The following is a 17,975-nucleotide window of genomic DNA, read 5'->3' on the forward strand; positions in this document are numbered from 1 at the left end:
TTTTTTGTTGTGATTTGTAGGCTATGCTGTTTGTAGAAAAAAGAAAGGCGGGATGACTTATGAAAGCAATCATAAAAAGGAATCTGAAAAATTATCTTAAAAATCCGATATTCTGGATCGGTTTGATTGTTGTTTTAATCAGTATGTACCAGACACTTGCACCCTATCTGTCCATTCATTACGTGAAGTCGGATGAAACCTTCAGGAAGGTAAAAATGGCCTCCGATGGGGATGTTATGGAGGGATGTATTCCGGCAACACCGGATAAGGAGAGAGAACTGTGGGAGAAAGAGATTGTAAAGATACTTCAGGACACAGAGAATGGGTTTGGCATGTCGGAAGTAGAGGCGGAGGCAGTGATATCTGAGATGAAACAGATGAAGATTACGGAGGCGTGTCAGTATCTGAAAACGGAATACCACTTTAATGGTGCCAATTATGTGTATGAGGACGTTTCATGGTATCAGGGAAGCCCGGAGGAAGTCAACCGGTATATCAGAGAAAATCTTGAGAAACATCCATTCTCCTATTATTTCGGAAGAAAATTTACAGATTTTGCAAGCCTGCATATGGCATTCTTTGCAACGGTTCTGCTGGCGTTTTTATTTTTCCAGGATATGAGGAAAAATACTTATGAATTGCTGCACACCAAACCGATGACGGCTTTTCAATATATTGCCGGGAAAATAAGCAGTGGATTTCTCATTATGACGGCGGCACTGGTCATTATGAATATCGTATTTATCATTTTGTGTTACGCCACGGCAGTAAAATCAGGATTTGCTATGAACATACTGGATTTTGTTCAGAATTCGATCCTGTATGTCCTGCCGAACATCCTGATGATCTGCTGTGTGTATGCGGTTACAGCGCTGCTGTTTAAGAATCCGCTTCCAGCGGTTCCGGCGCTGGTTCTTTATATCATTTATTCTAATATGCTGACATGGGATAGCAAAGGACAGTGTCATGCAAGACCATTCTCTATTATGGTTCGATTTCCGGGGAATTTTTTTGAAACGGAATTGCCACATCAGGTATATCTCAATCAACTGCTTCTTGTGGCAGCATCCATACTGCTCATGTTTATAGCGGTGTGGATGTGGAAAAGGAGGAGAGTATATTGAAGAAAGAAGTAAAAATATGTATGCCATATTATAAAATTGCATATTCAATCGCTTTTGTTGTGATATTGAGTGCAATCCAGCCTGTTGTATATGCGAATGAAATCGGGCAGGCAGTAGAAAGAGCTGTTTCGCTTCTGGCAGTCGTTTTCTGTGCAGATACTTATCTGGTGGAAGTGCAGAGCAAACGCTCGGAAGTATTCTGCCTTTATAATCTAAAAAAGCAGGCAGGGGTAGTTTATAAAAGACTATTTGTGCAGGTAGCTTATCTGATTGGAATCAGTTTGTTGGCATATGGACTCTTTTATTGGCAGAAACCGGTGAATCTGACAGAAGAATTAGATGGCGGTGCCTTGTTTGGAATTTATTGTATTGCGATTCCCGGAACTGTTTTGTTTTGGAGTGTGCTTTCCGTAACTGTCAGCAATCTGGTTCGAAACAGATGGATTGGTATGGGTGTCGTGCTGCTTTTCTGGTTTTTCTCTATTTCCGGAAAGGCAACTCAGTTTTTGAAAAACTGGGGACCATTTTCCTACGGAACTTGTGATTTCGGTAAGCTGACAGAGTGGAGATGGCTTGGCGGGAAGGTGCTGTGCGTGGTATTTGCGGGGATGATGCTTGCATTTGTTCCTAAGATATTAAAGAAGAGAGGGTAAGATTATGAGTATAAGAATAGACGATTTAACAGTAACATTTAAAAATGGAGTGACAGCGGTAGATCATGTGGATCTGGAAATCCCACATGGGATATTTGGTCTGTTAGGTGAAAATGGTGCAGGAAAAACAACGTTGATGCGGGTGCTTACAACGGTGCTTGCACCCACAAGTGGAAAAGTTCTGTTAGATGGTACGCTATATTGCGAAGCAAATTACGAAAAGATACAGAAAAAGATTGGGTATCTGCCACAGGAAATTGATCTGTATCCGTCTTTGACTGTTCGAGAATGTCTGGAGTATATGGGAGATCTGGCTGGAATTGAGAAAAGAGAAAGCAAGAAAAGGATTGATTACTATCTGGAGAAGACCAGTCTTGCAGACCATCAGAAAAAGAAAATGCGGCAGCTTTCAGGTGGAATGAAGCGAAGAGTTGGATTAGTGCAGGCATTACTCCATGAGCCGGATTTTTTAATTGTGGATGAACCAACAACAGGGCTCGATCCGGAGGAACGCATCCGTATCCGTAATTTACTGGTAGATTTTGCAGAAGAACGCACCGTATTATTTTCAACGCATGTGGTGGAGGATCTGATGGCAACCTGTAATCAGCTTGCGGTTATGAAAAAAGGTAGATTCCTTTATACAGGAACAATGAGGGAATTATTGAATAAGGCAAGAGGGCATGTATGGGAATGCTGTACAGAGGACGAAAGCCTTGCAAGAGAATTAGAAAGAAAATATCATATTTCCAGTAAGCAGTATACGGAGGAAGGAATTAGATTAAGACTGTTAGGGGAGAATATGCCGTCAGAAAGTGGATGTATAGCTTGTGACGTAACTTTGGAAGATGCATATATCTATGTAACCAATCGATAAACATTGTTAATGAGGAGTGAAAGCTAAATGCTAAGAAAAGCAGGTGATGTTATGGGAAAGTGATGATTCTTACCATTTCTGATTCCGAAGAGGGAATCCTGAATAAAATTAAATCAGTTCTAGCCTGCGAAAGTACGTTAGAAGTTATGGAGATTACAAATTCTGAAAAGTTGACATTCCAAGGTTTGGAAATAGACCAGCTTCAGCGGAGCGTAATCAAAGATGGTAAGGTTGTGGAACTTACCAGACATGAATATGACCTGCTTTTTTATCTGGCCTTATCCCCCAATCGGGTATTTACAAAAGAACAGATTTACCAGCATATTTATGAGGATGTGGAGTCAGAAGTGGATAACCGTGTCTATGGGTTAGTCAAGAATCTGAGAAAGAAAATAGAAGAAAATCCGGAAGAACCGCACTACATAGAAACGATACGTGGTGTAGGCTACCGTTTTCGGGCATAAAAAGAGCCGTCCGATTGGGCGGCTCGAAGTATTTAAACAGCAGTTTTCTTCACTGCCTGTTTATAGTTACCGGTAGCATCGTAATCTCCAGAGAGGAGCAGATTCTGGCGAAATTGCTCCAGTTTGATCTTGAAGCGTTTCCCATCCTCAACAGTCGTAAGCATGGTAAGAGCTTCTAGCATTCCCTGAATATATCCGGTTAGCAGGTAATATCTGCAGGGTTCTTCCGATGGTGAGATATTGGACAGGGTTTCTTCCAGATGTTCCTGACGTTCCCTGAGCCATGCATCCCAGACATCCAGTTCCAAATCAGTCATGGTGTTCCTCCTTTAAATCTGATGATAATCGTCTTTGGTGTGGAGGGGAGAAGTTTCATGCACAAGCATTTTTCTGCTCCAGATCCAAATATGGATTTGTAAATTCAAAAATAATAAGTTCATCCGCATCGAACATGAGCTCCAACTCTTTTAGTGTAGCTGCTGGATATCCGCAATCTCTGAATCGTTCTAATACGTCTGTTTCCGTTTCAAATGGTTCACCGTCTTCCAGCTTTTCTCCGATTATTAAGCCACATGGAGTCAATAGGCTTTCTTCATATAAGCGGACACAATATCGGTCAGGGAAAAATAGGTGTGCTTCATCCGTGTTATAATAAATTCGTTCTCCAGGTTCTATGCTTTGCATCACAAAGGGAACATGATATGCAGCGGCTATCGCCTGATATGCTTCATAAAGTGGAGTCCATGCTGTCTCTAAAGAAAGTAGAATATACGTATCATTCCATTCCATGTAGCTGACATTTCCACGAAGAGATATTCCGGTGGAATCTATTTTCTTGTGGGAAAATAAATTGCCAATCCAGCATAAATCAGGATTCTGGTTCAGAATGATGTAGGTTTCCAGGTCCTCCCACAAGTCATATAGTCCTTCCGGATTTCCTTCTGTATAAAAGATCACATCATCACAGCAGATATTTGCCATTACACATCCACCTCCGTTCCAAAAGTTTCACCCATATTCTGGTTGGAAACCGTAAGGTTTACAGGGGATAAGGTGCCAGAGGCAAGCCATTGTTCGATTGCATCAATTACCTGCTCCAGCGTGTCGTTATAAGCCACATTGCAGTCTTCCAGTCGGAGAAACTGCAGGTATGCTTCATGAAGAAGGCTTGGATCATCACGCAGCGTTTCATATGGAAGGTTGCAGAGTCCGATTCTTTCCTCCAGACGTTCCATGGAGCGGCGGATGAAGTCGCAGGAAATAAATTGTTCCCGGTAGATGTTATAAGCAGCTTCAAGCTGGTCATAGGTCAAAATAAATGAGACTTTCTCGCAAGGATTAGATGGTTGTTCTTTCATGGTAAATTCCTCCATTCATACTATGATTGGCTGGTGGTACGGATTCTCTTTGTTCGGGAGTAAGATGTACCAGTAGTTTCCAGCGCAGGTCGATTTCTCGGTGAATCCAGGTATCATTTTCATAAACTTCATGTGTCAAAAAATTGTAAATTGTCGGTTCTTTTTCTATATCATCCAGATCTGCGACCAGACAAGTTGCCTGATTCACATAGGGCCAGAGTGCCTGTTCGACCATATGGCGTAGTTCCAGTATCAGAGGATATATCTGTCCTACATCATAGGTTTTGGACATGCAGGAGCTGATTTTCTTCAGCATCCCGGAAGTTTGTATCATCTGGTTGATGACGGTACATTGTTCCTCCACATCTGCATCCGGATTCAGGACCAGCCGGTGGAGCAGCACAGATTTTGCATAGGCAGAAGCGGTCAGGTTGATGTTTCTGACCAGTTCTTCATACGGCTGCTTATACTGTGTCTTCAGCACTTCCAGAGGCACATGTTCCCGGTTCTTCTTTAAGGTGGAGAGGAGCCCCGAAAGGCAGCTCTCCAGTTCTTCCATTCTTGTCAAGCACACATCGCCTCCAGCTCCATCGGAACACGGGTGTAGCTGAGACGGTAAATACTGTTGCAGGTCTCAAATACCACACCGTTTTCGGATACTTCCAGAATACTCTGCACCGGACTGGTAGCAAAGGTCTGGTTATAACTATAGATCCACGCCCGTTCTCCCAGATGGAGGGGCAGGGACAGGATTCCGGTGAGGACATATTCTTTCTTTTGGGTGGTGTGTAAGGTTATATTTGTATTCTTCATTGATTTCACGCTCCTTTCCTTACTTAATTTTGTTTGCAATTACGGCAGCGACCAGTTTAGCGCATCCCAATTCCATCTCGGATAAATGCTGTCCGGTTCTGGAACAGAGAAGAAGTGCCAGCGGCTCTCTGTCTTCCCTTAAAATCGGGAAAAAAGCACAAACCGGTTGACGGGTGTTGGATACCGGGTAGACAGGGTAGTTCTCAGCAGAGATCAGTTCCTGGCCGTCCGCAACCAATTCGGCGAGTTCTTCTGTAACGGGAGTGCCTTCCGGAAGATAGATGCCCGCAGATACGAGTATGTGAGCCTCACTGCAAATTGCGATACCACAGTGGATGACACTGTAGAGGACGGAAAGATAGGAAGCCATTTCCTCTTTTCCGTTTAAGTGGGTAGGGCATTTGCGTAAAAGCAGCTCCATTCCCACATTTTCCAGTTCCAGTGCATCTCCGTCTGAGAGCTTCATTTGTTTCCGGATTTCTGCAGGGATGACGATACGCCCCTGAGAGTCCATGGTCCGGATGAGTGCAATATTCATAACTAAAGTCTCCTTTCTTAAAAAGAGGAGAAGCAGTAAAGTACCGCTTCTCTTCTGAAAATTTAGGCAGCGTAAGGCGGAGCCTGTGCTGTCTGTTGCATTTGACTGTTCTGCTGGTCTGCCAGCATCCGTTTTCCGTTATTGATCAGTGATGCAGCAATCACCGTTTCCCAGTTGGAAATATAGGAATCCGTCCGCTTCAGAAGCGTGAACAGATCCATGTCGGTAAGCTGGATGGCTGTCGTCTTTTCGGACTGGAAGCTGCGTGGCTGCATGTAGGAACCACCGTTCTTATTCTGTGCTTTGATGCCTTTCCCATTTACAATCTGGATTTTCCATGGGCTTTTCATAGGCTGCCCTTTGGAATCATAGGGATGTCTGGAGATATAAAACATCTGGGCTGTGGAATAACCGTTCTGATCGGGATTGCCGTAGATCTTGCTCTGGCTCCATTCAAATTCCTGAAAACCGGAAGTGATCCGGGTTAAGAGGAACTGGATCTGTTCCGGTGCCAGGTTGAAACGGGTGATGATATTCCGGTCTCCGGTACCGTTGGAATAATCCTGAATGGTGATGCAGATTAAAGAATGTACTTTATGCCCGTTTTCCTGATATTCCCCTTTGGCATGTAGCTGTGCATAGTTGCCGAGTGGTGCGTAGCGGAGCCGGTCATAAAAGGCAATGAGTGCCCGGTCATTCTGGATCTTGCAGATCTGGTCGGTAATCCGGTTTTGATAAGTTTCATTCATGAGTATTCACCTTCCTTTATTTGAGATGCTGTTTGACAAGCTGTGCCATATTCTTTGGAAGCTCTTCCAGTTTCGTGATATCCAGGAATCCGTCCTTGTAAATCCTGCGGATATTTTCCTTATCGTCACCAATGGCAGCCGCAAACAGGATGACATCCCGTTTTTCGTATTCTTTCTTGATGCCCCGCAGATCTGCCTCTGCTTCCGTTCCGCTGTAGCCGTAATCGGCTGGCTGACCGTCAGAAATCAGGATCAGCAGCTTCTGAAGCTCCGGGCGTGTGCACAAATGCTCTGCTACGAAGCGGAGAGCTGCGCCGTCCCGGTTCCCGTTGCGGTCGCACATATCCATCAGCCGGTAACAGTCCTCATTGTCCACAGAATCAAATTCTGCATAGGAGTAAAGAGCAACGCCGCCTGCATCCGTGGAATGCCCGTAAATGGTGATAGGGATACCGAGGCTTTTACAGAAATCATAAAGGACAATGGCAGTCTTTCTTGCATGTGTCATCCGGTCACCCCAACCCATCGAACCACTCTCGTCAATCAGGAGGGCAACAGCCAGACGTTTTTCCTCTCCTGGAAGTCTGGTTCTGGTAAAGATGGTTCCGTCTGTCTTATAGAGAGCATGGGAGTCCAGACGTTTTCCAAACAGGAGATTCTTCTGCTTTCCGCCTTGCTGTTCTTCTTTCAAAAGCGGCAGGATGGTGCTTTGCAGCTTTTTGGAAGCCCGCAGGAGCGGGGGAGCAACTGTCTGGTATTCATTCTTCAGGTAATCGGAAACACTGGTCAGGCGATGGATGGTAACATGGATGCCTGCATGGGCATTGCCGTAATGAATATCATTGGCTGTTTTCTGCAGTTCCTCGGTCAGTTCCGTCTGACAGTCTTCCTGCACCTTTTCTGCAGCCACATCGTTCAAGATCCGGAACAGATCCTCTGCAGCATGCTCATAGCCGCTGCCCTGATACTGACTGACATAAGTGACGCCGGGGTTGTTTTCATCCAGAATGGTATTGGTCTTTGTAAGAGCGATGCGCCCGCCTTCTTCCGAAAGCACCTGTTTGGCTTCCTCTATAGCATCCTCTTTGGTACGTGGACCGGAAGGAGCATTGCCCTCATCATTCCCGCTTCCTTTTGGGGAAGCTGGTTTGATATTCTTTGGAATGGCACCGCTTTTTCCGGTCGGAAGAGGAGCGCCGCTGCTGACTTCATCCCCTAGAAGATCTTCCAGAGCATCGGCAGCGGAATCCTCGCCATGCATTTCCAATTCCTCCCGTGTTTTTTCGATGAGCGGCTGGATATAGTTCCAGGTCAGGGCTAAGAGCGCATTGGAAACCAGCATCCGGTCAGTGCCTTTTTCCGATTCCATTGCCGTATCCAGAAGATCGGTACAATCGGAAATGGTATCCAGATAATCCCCCTGATAGCCGGTGGGATTGTTGATGTTTCCGGTCCGGCAATAGGAAAGGATCAGGTTGGCAATGATGGAAAATGGCTGGTATTCTTTGTCAATTTGTTCCTGTATGGAAGGAATCTGTTCGGACATACGCAGGTTATTGAGTTCAATCCCCTGTCGGAAGGTGCCGTGGAATTCCTCACACATACGGTCTTCAATATGGATGTCTTCCAGAATGTTTTGAAAAGTTGCGGCGCATCGTGCCAGTGTCAGGCATCCGGCTTTGTCCTTTTCTTCTAACACTTCTTTGATCTCCTCCAGTGCTGTCTGATAAGCTGGAAGGGATAGCTCCGGCTCCTTCGGATAGAAGGAACCGTTTTCCAGACTCCTCAGATGAACAGCGTGGGCTGTGAAATCAGAATAGAGTAAGTGCCCCACTTCATGCCCGGTGAGCCCTGTCAGGCTCTGGGAACGTAAGAAACGGGTGGGGAAAGACTGGGTGATCGGGTTCGCTGCGTTGAGATGTACCTTATAATTGTCGGTATATGCAACGCCTGCCTGTTCGGAAATGTCCCAGTCCAGCAGTACCTGCAGTCCATACCGGTAACGTCCGGTAACGGCTCTGGCAAGGGAGGTCTGGTACTTCTGATAGGCAGCGGAGAGGAATAACTCCTCATCCGCAATGGAATCCTCTTTTGCCCGGATTAGTTTCTTTAAATTTCTTTGGCTGTGATTCACGTGATATTCTTCCTTTCTTTTCTTAGATTTTTTGTCAGCAGTTCCTCCATCGTGCAGCCGTAATACACAGCAAGGCGAAGGACGGCATAAGCCATCGGGGAGGAGTTTGCATTTTCATAATTCATAATGGTTTTCGGGGGAAGATTTAAGATTCTGGCAACTGCCTTTTGTGATAACTTCGGTGTTTTGGCTTGCCGGAGATAAGACAGATTATCTGCCAGATGCTTTTGGATCTGGGCTTCTGTGAGTGCTGCTTTTCTCATAGGCGTGTCCTACGCAGCAAGCACAGTATCCAGACAGCTTTCTTCCACTTCCGTACGGTTCTCAGCATCGGCAGAGGCAGAGGCAAGCACCGTGTAACGGGCCGCTTCCCGGATATCCCCGCAGACCATGTAGGACTGCACCCAGGAAATCAGCTCCCTCATGCCACAGCAGCCATCTGTAATGAGATTTTCCCGGCAGTAGACAGCCATGGATTTGACAATGCGTGTCATCAGACGTACCGTTTTTGCATCCTTGCATCCGGTAACAGCCATGGCACGTTCTACCTGTGTATCCTCATCCGGTTCATCCAGATCAATCACAAGGTTCATTCGGGAAATGACAGACTGGTTCATCTGTTTACAGCCTGCATAGTCATTGTTTGTGGTGATTACGATGGTCGTATCCGGATGACGGTGGATGGTTTCTCCGTTTGGAAGATATACGCTGTTACAGCGGTCTAAAAGGGAGTTAAGTCCAACCAGTACACCGGGATTAGCAATGACCGTAGGCTCCTGTATCTCAAGAATATACCCATAGCGGATGGCTTCGACTAGAGGCGTATCCACATACTGGAAGTTCTGTCCGGAGGTGTGTTCCTTATAATAGCTGTGCATTTCATCAAAAATCGTATCGATCAGCTTCTGGTAGGTGTCCTCGGCAGAAATTTCTTCATCATAGTTTCCGGTCAGCTTCTGATAGGCACCGGAGGGATCTAACTGGATTTCCTGAAAAGACGGGTACTGCCGCTGAAGCCGGGTGCGTTTTCCGTCCACATCCGGAAGAATCTGACCTAAAAGGTCGAATACCTCTGTATTTGCGGAACAGGTAATGCAGCGGTAAGGAAGGTGAAGTGCGGAAGCAATGGCTTTGGCTCCTTCGGTCTTTCCGGTACCTGCCGGTCCCCGTAAAAGAAAATTCCGCATCGGCTGTGTGGTATCCGTTGTCAGTTTTGCGTGTTCGCAGATCCGTTTGATTTCCGGAGGGATGATGTACCACTCTGCCAATGTCGGAACAGATACCTCCTCTTCCGGAGACAGCCTTCGGGATGCGGTCAGGATAAATTTCCCAACAAAATCATCTCTGGAAATGGCTGCCTGTGCTTTCTTAAATCCACTTCCTGGACGTAACACCTGAAAGTCTCCATGGAGCACTTCGGTTGGTGCATAGACCCCCTTCTGGATATTTAACGGTTTGATCAGCGACAATACGCCGTTTGCCGGAAGGTCAATCTTAACACCACCGGTCGGGAGACCTGATGCATAGCGGGTTCTCCGGTAAATGTTGTCGCAGAGAACGGCTGCTGTTTCCGCAGCGGCGTCCAGATCGGGATAACCGTTGTCCCGGTGCGCTTTTAATTCCTGATACTTTTCATTACACTCTTCATCTGCCAGAAAAACCGGCATCAGTGCGAACAGCAGAGCCGCACCGGACTGTTTGGAGTCTTTAAATTCGTATTTTTCCGGTGTGCTTTCCACATCCGGCGGAGGAGTATAGCAGCCTCCGTAAAACTTTCCGTTTAGCTGGTTGTAGACAACCACCTGAAGATCACCGGTTTTGCTCGGATATTCCGCCACAACAAAATTGTTGGATTGGGTACCGACCGCCCCAAGCTTTTCCGGCGGGGTACTGCCAACCGGGTTTTCCAGCTCCAGATAAGCAAGGACTGCCCGCAGGGTAGCTGCATGAAGCGTGGATTTTTTCCGTGGCTGAGTACAGTATTTGGATGCAATGTCATCAAAGATTGCATGGTCCGTATAATCCTCAAATGGTTCCGGGAGTTTGCGTTTGAACCCCCAGGTTGCTACGATGTTATTTGCCATGATTCGTTCCTCCTTCTTATGAGATCCAGGACAGTTCCAGTGCCTGCTCGGTCTCTTCTGTGGTCAATTCATCTTCAGTAAAAATCTCCGTCAATTCGCCCCAGTAATCTTTGGGCGGGAAATGTTCCAGCTTTCCCCGGACTTCCGGTTCAGTGCCGTTCAGAATATAGACATCTCCCTGCTCGTTGATAAACAGCTTTTCATAGCCCCTTGCCTGTAAGTCACCGACCAATTCCATCAGTAGCGGTTTCCCAATCAGGGAATACCATGATTTGGGATTAACGGCTGGTCTGGAATCCGGATTTCCTTCTGACGGTTCCTTTTTATGTAAGGATTCAATGGTCATCATCTGAAGCGTCAGACTGCCACGGGCATCCATGAGAATTTCCGCAAAATTATAACTTCCGGTATTCCGTGTGCGAATCCGTAATGGTTCCCCATCCAGTATCTGGGAGAGCGGTGGTTCTTTCACAAAATCCCATGTGGCATCCGGGAAGGCTTCCTTGAGCTTTCCGGTAATCTGGAATTTGATCTGTCTCCAGAGAATGGTTTCCAGATCAGGTGTTCCTTCCAGATGACGAGTTCTTTCTGGGCGTTTTCGTAGCTTATGCTCCCTGTTTTTCAGGCGTTCCGTGAAAAGCGGGAGAAGATAACTGAACAGCGTGACTCCGATACCGATCAGGGCAATGCCTGCAATCAGAAGCCGGTTGGCATCCTGTGGTACGAAAAGTGCTGCAAGAAACAGTACAAGCACGACAAACTGTAAGAATTTTTTTCGATTTGATTTTTTCATGAGCTGATTCCTTTCTGATTCATGATTCTTAGACAAGCCCGGAAGCTGGATGGGAAATCGCCGCTTCCGGACATGAAAAAGAGGAACTGCATCATCACAAAGATGATAAATGCAATTCCTCAACATAGGGTTCCTTGAGAGTTAATAGGGCAACTGGGATGCCATCTGTTCCGGCACATTTTGAAAGCCGTCAGTTGGCTGACTGCCCGGCATACCTCCGTAATTTGGCATTCCGGTATAACTGCCCTGCGGCGGGTAGCTGCTCTGTGGCTGACCGGTTCCGTTTGGCGGAGCCTGATACTGTCCGCCATTTGCAGGAGGCGTGTAGGCACCGTTAGCAGGAGCCATTCCCTGCTGTGGATAGCCGCCAGGCATTGCCTGATTCTGGTAGCTGCCATTGGGATTTCCCTGCATTGGGTAGCTGCCATTGCCGGCTGCACCGGGCGTTGCCGCACCACCATTCGGCTGGCTGTTCTGGTTTGCACCCGGATGTCCGGTATTGCTGTCAGAACGGTTGGATGGTACAAAGTGCCAGTCCTTGACATTGATCCTCGGACCGGCATTTGCCTGCCCCGCATTCTTTCCTTTCTGATAAATGAACGGATGAAGCTCCAGATCACCATAGATCATCAGCCCGGTTCCTTTCTTTACGCCTGCTTTTGCTAAGCGTTCTGCAAGGAACTTGTTAAAATAGCACTGATAGTAAATGGTTTCTTCCTTTCCATCCTGGCCTCGCTGTGAAACTGCAATGTCCAGAGAAACATATTCCGTACCGGAATTTTTTCCTTGCTGCATCTCAGGATCTCTTGTGGCCCTCCCTAAAATTGTTAAAATTGCTGACATAAAAATTCTCCTTTCTGCCTCTTTGGGCGTTAAAATAGATTAAAATAAAAAAAGTGCCATTATAGCACCGTATAAAACGGCAGTATAATGACACGATTTTCCAAACTTAAACTGCATATGCTTCTGGATGAATGGTCCAGACTCCCATGACGGGACAGCACAAAAACTTAAATACAAGATTATATTAACACAAGATATAGCATATGTCAAAAGAATTGGAACTATATATAGCATATGTAGACGAGGCGGAAGGATAATATCAAAAGAATTTTGGACATAGTTATAAAAGTGCAATATAATATTGTTTAAATCGGAAAATGGAAGGATGAGAAAAATGGAGCAGAAAAACAGAATTCTGATTGTAGAAGACGATACGGATATCAATAATCTTTTATATACGGCATTACAGAAAGCAGGGTATGAAACGGTACAGGCTTTTTCCGGGACGGAAGCGAGGATGCTGTTCCAGATGGATAAGGCGGGCTTTTCTTTGATTCTATTGGATCTGATGCTTCCGGGAATTTCAGGAGAAGAGGTGCTTGCCCAGATTCGGAAACAGGGCAATACGCCGGTTATTGTCCTGACAGCCAAAGACGGATTGGATGAAAAAATCGGGCTTCTTACCAGTGGGGCAGATGATTACATTACAAAACCGTTTGAGATACAGGAGGTGCTTGCCCGGATTCAGGTTCAGCTCCGCCATATGCAGCAGGAGCCGGAACATAAAAGCGTGTCATATAAAAACCTGGAACTGGACCGTGAGCGCTTTGAAGTCCGGATTGCCGGAGTGCTGCTTCCCAAAATTACAAAGCAGGAATTTGCAATTCTGGAGCTTTTACTGGAGCATCCGAAACAGGTCTTCAGCAAAGAAGAGATTTTTGAATATGCGTGGGATGAACACTATATGGGAGAGACAAAGACACTGGATGTACATATCAGCAATATCCGGAAAAAGATAAAAGCAGTAACGCAGGAGGAATATATTGATACCGTATGGGGAATCGGCTACCGTCTGCATTCTTAATCTTTACTCTTTTTTTACTATTTATTTGCGTTTGATTAGGATTTATCCGATATGATAACAGCAGATAAGAAAAGGAGATGAAAGCATTGAGTGAATTGTTATTAAGTACAAATGGATTGACGAAGCAGTATGGTCATCATAAGGCAGTGGATAAAGTAAACCTTCACATAAAAAAGGGTGCTATCTATGGATTTATCGGACGGAACGGTGCGGGAAAGACGACTTGCCTGAAGATGATCAGTGGACTTGCAAGACCGACAGCCGGAGAGATTGAGATGTTCGGGTGTAAAGGAAAAGAACTGGAGAGGATTCGTTCTCGTGTGGGGTGTCTGATTGAAGCACCGGGGCTGTATGGCAACATGAATGCATATACAAACCTGAAAATAAAATGTGAATTGTTTGGTATTCGGAAAAAGGGATACATCGAAGATATCTTAGAGACGGTCGGACTGGAAGGTGTCGGAAAGAAAAAAACGAAACATTTTTCCCTTGGAATGAAGCAGCGTCTCGGAATCGGGCTGGCACTGGTCGGGGAGCCGGATCTCCTGGTCCTTGATGAACCGATCAATGGGCTTGATCCCCAGGGAATTGCAGAGGTGCGTGATACCATACAGAGACTGCGAGATGAACGGAATATGACGATTTTGATATCCAGTCATATTTTAGAGGAATTATCTAAGATTGCAACGGATTATGGAATTATCCATAATGGAAGTCTTCTGCAGGAGCTGACAAGCGAAGAACTGATGAAACGCTGCAGTGAACGGATTGAAATAGAGTTAATCCATCCGGAGCAGGCAGTCCCGATTCTGGACAGAATGGGATTTACCAACTATCAGGTTACAGATAAGAGCCATATCCATATATTTGAACGATTGAATGAAAGCGCCAATGTCAATATGGAACTGGCAAAAGCAGGAATTTTGGTCAATGGAATTTCCATTACCAGTGAAGAACTGGAAACCTATTTCTTGAATCTGACAGGAGGGAATCAAAATGCTTAATATGATAAAAATGGATCTGTACCGGATGGTCCGGACAAAAAGTATGTATGTGGTATGGATTGTGATGGCGGCAGCTATATTCTTCTCCACATCCATGTCGAAACTGGATATTGATACGATGAACAAGGAAGCGGAACAACAGCAGACAGAAAGCATTGCAGAAACAGTGAAACCAGAAACCATCAATATGGGAATGTCCGTATTCCTGCCGACACAGCCGGGAGAAAAAGTAACGGTCTTTGATCAGGTATATGCAAACCTGCAGGCGAAGTTTGTGGCGTTGTTTCTGGTGATTTTTACAGTGCTGTTTTCCAGTGCAGATATAGGAAGCGGTTATATTAAAAATATCGGCGGGCAGGTAAGGAGCCGGAGAAACCTGATCTTTTCCAAAGCTTCCGTGTTGTTTGTGTATACGACTGTTACCATGCTGCTTTATTTCATCATTCAGATTATTGCACAGCAGATGTACTTCGGATATCTGGAGTGGGGGAATGGAAGCGAGTTGCTGAGATACTTTGGTATTCAGATTTTGCTTCATTATGCACTGGTACTAATCAGTATGGCGATTGCGGTGGTTTTGAACAGCAACGTGTTCAGCATGACGATTGTTATCTGCCTGTGCATGAATACCATGATTGTCTTATACGGAGTGATCAATCATTTGATCCAGAAGGCAGGTGTGGAGAATTTCCAGATTTTGAAATATACAGTGACAGGAAAGATTGCACTTTTATCCATGTCACCGACCAATAAGGAATGCCTGACGGCAGTTGTGATTGCGGCGGCGTTCGGAATCGTGGTTACATTACTGACAGCATGGGTATTCAGAAAGAGAGATATCTAAATGATAAAACTAGGGTTCGTGCTATTGATAGCAGTGATACTGGTACAAGGAATGTTATTTTGGAAATACCAGCGGCAGGTGAAAGACATCTGCCGCCAGTTGTCGTTTCTGATGAAGCACGACAGCAACATGCTGATTACCAGAGAAATGGATTTTGGAGGCATTGGTGAGTTGGCAGATGTTTTAAACGAATGGCTGGAACTGAAGCGAAGGGAAAAGAAGGAATACTTGAAGAAAGAGGAGATGATTTCGGATACATATACAAATCTCTCACATGATATCCGTACTCCTTTGACATCCCTTGACGGATATTTTCAGTTAATGGAAACCTGTGAAGACCAGGAAGAGCAGATACGGTATATGAAGATCATACAGGAGAGAATCGGCAGCCTGAAAGAAATGCTGGAAGAATTATTTACTTTTACAAAACTTAAAAACGATTCTTTTCATCTGGAAATGTCATCCTGCTGTATCAACAAGATTTTGAAAGATACCATATTTTCCTACTACGATGAATGGACGGGCAGAGGAATTGAACCGGAGATACAGATTACAGATAAACTGCTGTTTATGAACGGAAATGAACAGGGAATCCAGAGAATTTTTCAGAATATCATAAAAAACGGACTGGATCACGGGGAGAAGAAAATCAGTATTTCACTGGAAGAAGTTGAAAACAACATCCGGATACAGATAAAAAATCAAGTATGTCATGTGGAAAAAATAAATGTAGATCAGGTGTTTGAACGGTTTTATAAAGCGGATGAAGCACGCAGTAAGACTTCCAGCGGTCTCGGCTTATCAATTGCGAAAGAGCTGGTACTTCGTATGGATGGGAAAATCAGCGCCCGGATAGAAGGGAATGAGTTCTGTGTGGAGATTGTGTTTCCAAAATAAAAGGAAAAATTTATATTAAAGCAAGTGAAAATGGGGAATGACTTTATATAGGTTTCATGGTAGAATTACAGTAGAAAGAGAAGAGTCACTCAGTCATTTGTTGTATGAAAGGATGAGTATAATGTATAAAGTAGAACTTAAATTTGATACAAGCAAGCTCGCTCCGGAAACGGTAAATCAGATGTGTGAACAGGCAGATCAGATTTTTGAGCAGGAGGATTTAAGCTGTGCAGTCAAAGCCCTTGGAAGCAGGATTTATCTTGACCGGGGACGCAAGCAGGACTATGGAAGATTCTGGGCAGCAATCTTTCAGTTGAAAAACTCCGTAGGAATTGCAGAGAATTTGTTAGAGTGTTTCTGGTATAACGGAACAGAAAAGGAGAACCTGATTACAGACTTTATAAGGAACTAACAGATGGACAGCTTACAGAGGAAAGGCATCAATTTTGACCTGAATACACAAGCACTAAAGGAATATTATCCGAAAGGTGACTGGCATAATGCATATGCGGATGTAAGGGACTTTTTTGAAGCAAACGGATTTGAGCATATTCAGGGATCGGGATATCATTCGGTGGAAGCAATGTCAGAAGCAAAAGCCATGGCAGTTATTTATCAGATGACAAAAGAATTTCCATGGCTCAATTATTGTGTGAATGTGTGTACCATATCAGATGTACCGGAACTGTTTGATATCTCGCATGTATTTGCCAGAGAAGCGGAACGGTTGGAAAAGAAAAATGCATGATTTGACAAATTATTTCCAATATGTTATATTCATCTCAAGCAAAAAAGGGAGTAGCTGAACGCCTTGAAAGAGGTGGTTTTGTAACCGACAACCGGTATCGAGAGATACCCGTAGCAAATGAGATAGCAAGACTTTTATTGTGGCAGAGGTCATGATAGGAGTCTTTTTTTATTATGAAATATAGAAAATCTGCCGCAATAGTCTGCTAAAAAGAAAGAGAGGATAAACGATGAGTAACGAAATGATGAAACGGGAAATGCAGGAAGCAGTACAGGCAGGGGAGCGGGCGCTTCAGAGCCTTTACGCAGCAAGGGATAAGTTGGGAAGTGCGAGAAACTGGGGCATTTTTGATATGCTTGGAGGAGGCTTTATCAGTGACTTTGTGAAGCATTCTAAAATGAATGACGCAGCTGCGTTGATGGAACAGGCGAAAAGCGATATTCAGCGTTTTCAGAGAGAATTAAGAGATGTGCAGGTTTCCTTGGATCTGCGCATGGAAATCGGCAGCTTCCTTTCCTTTGCGGATTTCTTTCTGGACGGGCTGGTGGCAGATTATATGGTGCAGAGCAAGATTGCAGATGCAAGAGAACAGGTGGATGATGCCATCAACCGGATAGAAAAGATACTTGCTGATGTGAAAAATCGGATGAATGGGGAGGTGTAGCATATGGGATGCCTGGGAAATGTGTTGTGGTTTGTGTTTGGCGGCGCAGTCAGTGGGCTGAGCTGGTGTCTGGCAGGTTGTCTCTGGTGTATTACCGTTGTGGGGATTCCGGTGGGGATGCAGTGTTTTAAATTTGCGGCGCTTAGTTTTTTCCCCTTTGGAAAAGAGGTGCAGTATGGTGGCGGAGCTGGTTCGTTCCTTTTGAATATCATCTGGCTGATTGTATCCGGTCTGCCTCTTGCACTGGAGCATCTGGCGTTGGGTACAGCTTTATGTGTGACGATTATCGGAATCCCGTTTGGTTTACAGCAGTTTAAACTGGCGAAACTGGCATTGATGCCGTTTGGTGCGGAGGTGTATTAAG

The 17,975-nt window shown here is 45.1% G+C and carries 24 protein-coding genes; 12 read left to right on the plus strand and 12 right to left on the minus strand.

The genetic code is table 11. The annotated features are described in order from the left end of the window. Positions 1-59: 59 nt before the first annotated feature. The 4 genes from G5B11_RS13380 (at position 60) to G5B11_RS13395 (ending at position 3,118) form a co-directional block, all read left to right on the plus strand. Positions 60-1,124, plus strand: coding sequence for an ABC transporter permease (locus G5B11_RS13380; protein WP_005333443.1), 1,065 nt, complete (start codon positions 60-62; stop codon positions 1,122-1,124). Next, positions 1,121-1,777, plus strand: coding sequence for a hypothetical protein (locus tag G5B11_RS13385; RefSeq protein ID WP_022415113.1), 657 nt, complete (start codon positions 1,121-1,123; stop codon positions 1,775-1,777). The genes G5B11_RS13380 and G5B11_RS13385 overlap by 4 nt, the downstream gene beginning before the upstream one ends. Positions 1,778-1,781: 4 nt before the next feature. Then, on the plus strand, positions 1,782-2,654 hold the full coding sequence (locus G5B11_RS13390; RefSeq protein ID WP_005333452.1) for an ABC transporter ATP-binding protein: 873 nt from the start codon (positions 1,782-1,784) through the stop codon (positions 2,652-2,654). A 62-nt stretch (positions 2,655-2,716) separates the two neighbouring features. Further along, positions 2,717-3,118, plus strand: a complete 402-nt coding sequence (locus G5B11_RS13395) for a winged helix-turn-helix domain-containing protein (RefSeq protein ID WP_005333454.1) — start codon at positions 2,717-2,719, stop codon at positions 3,116-3,118. Positions 3,119-3,150: 32 nt separating this feature from the next. Here the strand turns inward: G5B11_RS13395 and G5B11_RS13400 are convergent, their stop codons facing one another. The 12 genes from G5B11_RS13400 to G5B11_RS13455 all read right to left on the minus strand — a co-directional run bounded on the left by G5B11_RS13400 (position 3,151) and on the right by G5B11_RS13455 (position 12,430). Beyond that, positions 3,151-3,435: a hypothetical protein gene (locus G5B11_RS13400; protein WP_005333456.1), complete on the minus strand. Its 285-nt coding sequence runs from the start codon at positions 3,433-3,435 to the stop codon at positions 3,151-3,153. A 55-nt stretch (positions 3,436-3,490) separates the two neighbouring features. Continuing rightward, complete coding sequence (locus G5B11_RS13405) at positions 3,491-4,099, minus strand: hypothetical protein (protein ID WP_005333458.1); 609 nt, start codon at positions 4,097-4,099, stop codon at positions 3,491-3,493. Continuing rightward, positions 4,099-4,476, minus strand: coding sequence for a hypothetical protein (locus tag G5B11_RS13410; RefSeq protein ID WP_005333460.1), 378 nt, complete (start codon positions 4,474-4,476; stop codon positions 4,099-4,101). The genes G5B11_RS13405 and G5B11_RS13410 overlap by 1 nt, the downstream gene beginning before the upstream one ends. Then, positions 4,457-5,035, minus strand: a complete 579-nt coding sequence (locus G5B11_RS13415; protein ID WP_005333462.1) for a hypothetical protein — start codon at positions 5,033-5,035, stop codon at positions 4,457-4,459. The genes G5B11_RS13410 and G5B11_RS13415 overlap by 20 nt, the downstream gene beginning before the upstream one ends. Positions 5,036-5,040: 5 nt before the next feature. Beyond that, on the minus strand, positions 5,041-5,289 hold the full coding sequence (locus G5B11_RS13420) for a hypothetical protein (RefSeq protein WP_005333464.1): 249 nt from the start codon (positions 5,287-5,289) through the stop codon (positions 5,041-5,043). 19 nt (positions 5,290-5,308) lie between these two features. Next, a complete protein-coding gene (locus G5B11_RS13425) occupies positions 5,309-5,827 on the minus strand; it encodes an AbrB/MazE/SpoVT family DNA-binding domain-containing protein (RefSeq protein WP_173728590.1) in 519 nt (172 codons plus the stop codon). Positions 5,828-5,889: 62 nt separating this feature from the next. After that, on the minus strand, positions 5,890-6,576 hold the full coding sequence (locus G5B11_RS13430) for a hypothetical protein (protein WP_005333468.1): 687 nt from the start codon (positions 6,574-6,576) through the stop codon (positions 5,890-5,892). A 16-nt stretch (positions 6,577-6,592) separates the two neighbouring features. Next, positions 6,593-8,710 carry a vWA domain-containing protein gene (locus G5B11_RS13435; protein WP_005333469.1) on the minus strand — a complete coding sequence of 706 codons (2,118 nt, stop codon included), beginning with the start codon at positions 8,708-8,710 and terminating at the stop codon, positions 6,593-6,595. After that, entirely contained in the window at positions 8,707-8,973 is a 267-nt protein-coding gene (locus tag G5B11_RS13440) for a helix-turn-helix domain-containing protein (RefSeq protein WP_173728592.1), read from the minus strand. The genes G5B11_RS13435 and G5B11_RS13440 overlap by 4 nt, the downstream gene beginning before the upstream one ends. A 9-nt stretch (positions 8,974-8,982) precedes the next feature. Beyond that, positions 8,983-10,794, minus strand: a complete 1,812-nt coding sequence (locus tag G5B11_RS13445) for an AAA family ATPase (RefSeq protein WP_005333473.1) — start codon at positions 10,792-10,794, stop codon at positions 8,983-8,985. A gap of 16 nt (positions 10,795-10,810) precedes the next feature. Beyond that, a complete protein-coding gene (locus G5B11_RS13450) occupies positions 10,811-11,587 on the minus strand; it encodes a hypothetical protein (protein WP_022415111.1) in 777 nt (258 codons plus the stop codon). Positions 11,588-11,728: 141 nt separating this feature from the next. After that, positions 11,729-12,430: a single-stranded DNA-binding protein gene (locus G5B11_RS13455; RefSeq protein ID WP_005333477.1), complete on the minus strand. Its 702-nt coding sequence runs from the start codon at positions 12,428-12,430 to the stop codon at positions 11,729-11,731. Positions 12,431-12,755: 325 nt separating this feature from the next. On the opposite strand from G5B11_RS13455, the gene G5B11_RS13460 reads away from it, so the two are divergent. From G5B11_RS13460 to G5B11_RS13495, 8 genes are all read left to right on the plus strand, one after another. Continuing rightward, complete coding sequence (locus G5B11_RS13460; RefSeq protein ID WP_005333481.1) at positions 12,756-13,454, plus strand: response regulator transcription factor; 699 nt, start codon at positions 12,756-12,758, stop codon at positions 13,452-13,454. Positions 13,455-13,531: 77 nt separating this feature from the next. Continuing rightward, positions 13,532-14,458, plus strand: coding sequence for an ABC transporter ATP-binding protein (locus tag G5B11_RS13465; RefSeq protein ID WP_008373911.1), 927 nt, complete (start codon positions 13,532-13,534; stop codon positions 14,456-14,458). Next, positions 14,451-15,302, plus strand: a complete 852-nt coding sequence (locus tag G5B11_RS13470; protein ID WP_008373910.1) for an ABC transporter permease — start codon at positions 14,451-14,453, stop codon at positions 15,300-15,302. Before G5B11_RS13465 ends, G5B11_RS13470 begins: the two co-directional genes overlap by 8 nt. Continuing rightward, positions 15,303-16,199 carry a sensor histidine kinase gene (locus G5B11_RS13475; protein WP_173728594.1) on the plus strand — a complete coding sequence of 299 codons (897 nt, stop codon included), beginning with the start codon at positions 15,303-15,305 and terminating at the stop codon, positions 16,197-16,199. It begins immediately after the preceding gene. A 121-nt stretch (positions 16,200-16,320) separates the two neighbouring features. Then, the gene (locus tag G5B11_RS13480; RefSeq protein ID WP_022415108.1) at positions 16,321-16,611 is read left to right on the plus strand and encodes a hypothetical protein; all 291 of its coding nucleotides are present in this window, start codon (positions 16,321-16,323) and stop codon (positions 16,609-16,611) included. Between the two features lie 3 nt (positions 16,612-16,614). Next, entirely contained in the window at positions 16,615-16,947 is a 333-nt protein-coding gene (locus G5B11_RS13485) for a hypothetical protein (protein ID WP_005333489.1), read from the plus strand. Between the two features lie 229 nt (positions 16,948-17,176). Beyond that, positions 17,177-17,611 carry a hypothetical protein gene (locus G5B11_RS13490; protein ID WP_005333491.1) on the plus strand — a complete coding sequence of 145 codons (435 nt, stop codon included), beginning with the start codon at positions 17,177-17,179 and terminating at the stop codon, positions 17,609-17,611. Positions 17,612-17,614: 3 nt separating this feature from the next. After that, the gene (locus tag G5B11_RS13495) at positions 17,615-17,974 is read left to right on the plus strand and encodes a YccF domain-containing protein (RefSeq protein WP_005333494.1); all 360 of its coding nucleotides are present in this window, start codon (positions 17,615-17,617) and stop codon (positions 17,972-17,974) included. The last annotated feature ends 1 nt before the right edge of the window (position 17,975 follow it).

It is taken from the genome of Blautia glucerasea (assembly GCF_013304385.1).
In the GTDB taxonomy this organism is placed as follows: Bacteria; Bacillota; Clostridia; order Lachnospirales; family Lachnospiraceae; genus Blautia_A; species Blautia_A ammoniilytica.